At 62.6% G+C, this 5,129-nt stretch carries 5 protein-coding genes and 1 pseudogene; all 6 read left to right on the plus strand.

Translation table 11 applies throughout. From position 1 onward, the window contains the following. Positions 1-262 (plus strand): annotated as a pseudogene (locus tag AC2VNK_RS08875) (hypothetical protein); the annotation flags it as partial. 134 nt (positions 263-396) lie between these two features. Beyond that, entirely contained in the window at positions 397-1,821 is a 1,425-nt protein-coding gene (locus AC2VNK_RS08880; protein ID WP_486883509.1) for a DDE-type integrase/transposase/recombinase, read from the plus strand. Between the two features lie 3 nt (positions 1,822-1,824). Next, positions 1,825-2,472 carry an ExeA family protein gene (locus AC2VNK_RS08885; RefSeq protein ID WP_486883506.1) on the plus strand — a complete coding sequence of 216 codons (648 nt, stop codon included), beginning with the start codon at positions 1,825-1,827 and terminating at the stop codon, positions 2,470-2,472. Positions 2,473-2,542: 70 nt separating this feature from the next. After that, positions 2,543-2,908: an IS66 family insertion sequence element accessory protein TnpA gene (tnpA, locus tag AC2VNK_RS08890; RefSeq protein WP_486883507.1), complete on the plus strand. Its 366-nt coding sequence runs from the start codon at positions 2,543-2,545 to the stop codon at positions 2,906-2,908. Next, on the plus strand, positions 2,908-3,258 hold the full coding sequence (tnpB, locus tag AC2VNK_RS08895; protein ID WP_486883508.1) for an IS66 family insertion sequence element accessory protein TnpB: 351 nt from the start codon (positions 2,908-2,910) through the stop codon (positions 3,256-3,258). The genes tnpA and tnpB overlap by 1 nt, the downstream gene beginning before the upstream one ends. A gap of 107 nt (positions 3,259-3,365) precedes the next feature. After that, complete coding sequence (gene tnpC / locus AC2VNK_RS08900; protein WP_486883510.1) at positions 3,366-5,000, plus strand: IS66 family transposase; 1,635 nt, start codon at positions 3,366-3,368, stop codon at positions 4,998-5,000. The last annotated feature ends 129 nt before the right edge of the window (positions 5,001-5,129 follow it).

The following is a 5,129-nucleotide window of genomic DNA, read 5'->3' on the forward strand; positions in this document are numbered from 1 at the left end:
GCTGACTGCCAGAACGCCGGGCGCCCAGGCGGTTTGCGCGCTGCTCGACGTGCCCGGACGCACCCTGCGACGCTGGCGAGACTGGTGGATACAGGACTTCCCCATGACAGCCCTCTGGAAGGCGGAAGTCGCCTGCTCTCTGCCGCCCGTCGACCGGGAAGACCTGCCCCTGAGTCTGCTGGCCCGATTTGCGGGTCCTCCCCTTGCCGCTGTGCTGAACGGCTTGGCAATGCTCACGCCGCTGACGATCCGCCAGGGATAAACCAGGGGGTAAAAATCAAGCGGAATGAGGGTTGCAGATTTCCCGCAGAACTTGGCAAGTGTCACCCTGACTGAGGGTTTGTAAGCTGGGTCTCCCGTGTTGCCCTGGGCAGCACCATCTCTGGAGACCTGATGATGAAGACCCGTATCGACTCCCCCCAACGGGATCGCTGGGCGTTGCTGCGCTTTGCGATTATCGGCCCCTTGCTGGCGGCGCCGCCGGCCCCGGGGGAACTGGCTCCGGCCCTGGCCGCGCTGGCTGCCCGGACCTGGCGTCATCCGCTCACCGGTGAACCGGTCCAGTTTGGATTCTCCACCCTGGAGCGTTGGTATTACACAGTGCGTGCCGCCGAGAATCCGGTGATCATCCTGCGCAACCGGTTACGCAGTAACGTCGGCCAGTTCCCGAGTCTGACGCCGCCGGTGATCGAGACGCTGACTTCCCAATATCGGGAGCATCCGGGCTGGACGGCCCAGTTGCACTACGACAATCTGCAGGCCGCTCTGCAGGGGCAGGATGTGACGCTGCCGTCCTACCCGACGATCCGTCGCTATCTCCAGGCGCATGGCCTGTTCCGTCAGGCGCGACCGAAGCGGACCACCGCCGGCGCGATCGCCGCCCGCGATCGTCTGGAACGCCTGGAAGTGCGCAGCTATGAGGTAGAGCACACCGCCGCCCTCTGGCACTTGGATTTCCACCAGGGCTCCCGCAAGGTGCTGACTCGTGCTGGCACCTGGGAGACACCCATGCTGCTGGGGATCATCGACGATCACTCGCGGCTGCTCTGCCACCTGCAATGGTATCTGGACGAAACTGCCGAGAGCCTCATCCACGGCCTCTGCCAAGCCTTCATGAAGCGCGGCCTGCCACGGGCGCTGATGACCGACAATGGCGCCGCCATGGTGGCCGAGGAAACCACCAACGGACTGGCCCTGCTGGGGGTGCTGCACCAGACAACGTTGCCCTATTCACCCTACCAGAATGGCAAACAAGAGACCTTCTGGGGGCAGATCGAAGGACGTCTGCTACCCATGCTGGAGGGCGAAGAGGGGTTGACTCTGGGGGCGCTCAACCGGGCGACGCAGGCCTGGGTGGAGCGGGAATATCATCGCCGTCCACACAGCGAGCTCGGGAGCACCCCGCTGGCCCGTTATCTGGAAGACCCCCATGTCGCCCGGGAGTGCCCCTCCGTCACCGAGTTGTCCCGGGCCTTCCGCATCGAAGTACAGCGGCGGCAACGGCGCTCGGATGGCACGGTCAGCCTGGACGGTCAGCGCTTCGAGATTCCGGCCCGCTACCGCAGCCTCCCGGAGGTCACCCTGCGCTATGCCCGCTGGGATCTGGCGCAGGTCGATCTGGTGGAACCGCGTACCGGTACCGTCCTCTGCCCGATCCACCCGCTGGATAAAACCGCCCATGCCGACGGGGCGCGCCGCACCCTGAGCCCGGCACCGGAGCTCAGCCCTTTACCGGCTTCTGGTATGGCCCCGCTGATACGCCAACTGCTCGCTGAATATGCCGCCACCGGCGTTCCCTCCCCCTATCTGCCCAAGGAGTAAATCATGAGTCAAACCCTGCTGGCCCTCTACGGGCTCAAGTGGAATCCCTTCTCTGCCGATCTGCCCATTGCGGCGGTCAGCGTCCCGCCCAAAGTGGAAGACTTCTGCTGGCGGATAGAACATGCCCTGGTCCGGGAGGGGGGCTTCGCCCTGATCCAGGGCGATCCCGGCACCGGCAAGAGCGTGATCCTGCGCTTGCTGGCGGAGCGCCTGTCCCGATTGCCGGATCTGACCGTCGGCGCCATCCATCACCCGCAGAGCAATCTCGCGGACTTTTACCGGGAACTGGGCGATATCTTTGCCGTCTCCCTCAAACCCAGCAACCGCTGGGGCGGCTTCAAGGCCCTGCGCGAACGCTGGCTCGCCCATCTGGAGGCCACCCGCCACCGCCCGGTGCTGCTCATCGACGAAGCCCAGGAGATGAACGCCTCCGTACTCAGTGAGCTGCGCCTGCTGTCCAGCGCCCGCTTCGATTCCCAGAGCCTGCTCAGCATCATTCTCGCCGGGGATGCCCGGCTCACCGAAAAACTGCGCCGGGAAGAACTGGTCCCGCTGGGCAGTCGCATCCGGGTCCGTCTGCATACCGAGTCGGCCAGCCGCGAGGAACTGCTCGGCTGCCTGGAACACCGGATGGCCGTAAGCGGTAACTGAGCGGCGTTCTACCCTGGAATATGGGGGCCGTGCAGAATGTGTTCCCAGGACAGCCACTGAGGAGCACAAGATGACCCCATCCCGGATAAGATTCCCCCGCCGTAGCGCCCAAGCGTGGCAAGCGTTACTGGACGAACAGGCAGAAAGCGGTTTGACGGTGGCTGAATTTTGTCGTCGAGCATCGATCAGTCCGGCCAGTTTCTATCGTTGGCAGGGATTACTGCGGAAGGGTTTACGGCCCAGTGGGAGGGGTTCTGCCGAGGTAGCCGATGCGGCGCCGGTAGTCGCCGTGACCCACCGCGCTCCGGATTTCGTAGATTTGGGTGCTCTGGGGGATTTGGCCGCACCCACTCGGCAGAAGGAGGCCCCTGCGCAGCGCGTGGAACTGCGTCTGGATCTGGGCGCGGGTCTGGTGTTGCATCTGGTACGGGAATAATGTTTTTCCCGGAAGGCCGGGTACGGGTGCATCTCTGTGGCCAGCCGGTGGATATGCGCAAGTCTTATGACGGGCTCTATGCCCTGACCCGCAGCGTCTTGCAACAGAATCCCCTGTCGGGCCACCTGTTTGTGTTCATCAACCGGCGGGCCACCCAGATGAAGATCCTCTATTGGGATCGCACCGGATTCTGTCTCTGGGCCAAGCGCTTGGAGCAGGGTCGCTTTCTTCCGGACTGGGAGAAAGTCACCCCGCAGGAGATGGATTGGACGGCGCTCAAGCTGATGCTCGAAGGCATCGAGCCGGGGATCCGGCGCAAACGGTATCTGGCTCCTGCCCAGGCGGGATAACCCACCGGTTTTGGGGGGTTTTTGCGTGCTTTTCAGGGTCTTTTTGATGGACAAAGACCGCAATTATTGCTATGATTTTCCACATGAAAAGCATGACGGCAGCGGCCCTGTTTCCGACCCCTTTGAGCCTCGAAGAGGCCGCTGCCCTGTCCCCGCAAACCATCCTCCTGGCAGTCCAGGGATGGTGTCATGCCGAGCAACAAGTCGCCCGCTTTCAAGAGCAACTGGCCGCATTCAAAGAACAGATTGACGCCCTCAAACACCAGCTCGACTGGTTCAAGCGCCAGACCTTCGGCCAGAAGAGCGAGAAGCGGATCCCCGAAGCCCCTGCACAGCAGCTGACCCTGGCCGAAGCCCTGGGGATAGCCACGCCGGAGCCGCTGCCGGAGGCCCCGACTCGTATCATTCCGGCCCATACCCGCAAAAGCACTCGCCGCAAGCCGGAAGACCAGGCCGAATCCGTACCCTTCTTCGATGCCGATCAAGTCCCGGTCATCACCGTGGAGGTACCCAACCCGGAAATCACGGGCCTGACGCCGGAGCAATACACGGTCATCGGCACCAAGGAAACGTACCGCCTGGCCCAGCAGCCCGGCAGCTATGTCGTGATCCAATACGTCCGTCCGGTCATCAAGCGCCGCGACACCCAGACCATCAGCTGTCCACCGGCTCCGGTAGCGGTGCTCGAAGGCAGCCGCGCCGATGTCAGCTTCGCGGCGGGCATGACGGTGGATAAGTTCTGCTACCATCTGCCCCTCTACCGCATTCATCAGCGTTTGCAGGATGGTGGTTTTACCCTGAGCCGTCCGTGGCTCACCCAGTTGATGCAACAGATCGTGAGGCTGCTGGAACCCATTCATGATGCCCAGTTTGCCTCCATCCGGGGCTCCCGGGTAAAAGCCATGGATGAAACCCCCATCAAGGCCGGTCTGAAAGGGCCGGGCAAAATGAAACAAGGCTACTTCTGGCCCGTCTATGGCGAACTGGATGAAATCTGTTTCCCCTACTGTGAGAGCCGCCGGGCGGAACATGTGGAGCAACTCCTGGGGCTGACGGCACCCCCGGGATCCGTGCTGATCACTGATGGTTATGCCGCTTACAGCCGGTATGCCCAAAAAACCGAAGGGCTCACCCATGCCCAATGCTGGGCGCATACCCGTCGGGAATTCTTCGAGAGCCAGGACGCCGACCCGCAGCGGGCGGCCGTGGCCCTGGAGATGATCGGCCAGATCTATACGGTGGAAGCCGAGATTCGGGAGCAGGGCCTGAAAGGCACCCAAAAGCAGGATGTCCGGCTGACCCAAGCCAAGCCTCTGGTCGAGGCCTTCTTCACCTGGGTGGCGGAGACCGCTGCCGATACGGGACTGTTGCCCAGCAACCCCCTGAGCAAGGCCCTCGCCTATGCCCACAAACGCCGGGCGGGGCTCGAAGTCTTCCTCAGCGACCCGGATGTACCCATCGACACCAACCACCTGGAGCGGGGCCTGCGGCGCATTCCCATGGGTCGTAAAAATTGGCTCTTTTGCTGGACCGAACTGGGCGCCAAGCATGTGGGTATCGTGCAAGGCCTGCTCACCACCTGCCGCCTCCACGACATCAATCCCTACGACTATCTGGTCGATGTCCTGCAAAGGGTCGGTCAGCACCCCGCCTCCCGCGTCGCCGAACTCACCCCGCGACTCTGGAAGCAACACTTCGCCGCTAACCCCCTGCGCTCGGACCTTTATAACCTTCGGAAATAAGCCGCGAGAGACGCCGCTCAGTTACCGGTTACATCAAGACTTCGCTCAACATGGTCTGTTCCTCCTTGACGACTTCGTACAAATTGCGGTTGCTCGACAGAATCTCCAGCATTTTCAGATAATCCCGAA

This window comes from Acidithiobacillus sp. TH-A35 (genome assembly GCF_057473505.1).

Coding starts and splice junctions, on each gene's coding strand:
- AC2VNK_RS08880 (WP_486883509.1), top strand. CDS start 397: ATGAAGACCCGTATCGACTCCCCCCAACGGGATCGCTGGGCGTTGCTG.
- tnpA (WP_486883507.1), top strand. CDS start 2,543: ATGACCCCATCCCGGATAAGATTCCCCCGCCGTAGCGCCCAAGCGTGG.
- AC2VNK_RS08885 (WP_486883506.1), top strand. CDS start 1,825: ATGAGTCAAACCCTGCTGGCCCTCTACGGGCTCAAGTGGAATCCCTTC.
- tnpB (WP_486883508.1), top strand. CDS start 2,908: ATGTTTTTCCCGGAAGGCCGGGTACGGGTGCATCTCTGTGGCCAGCCG.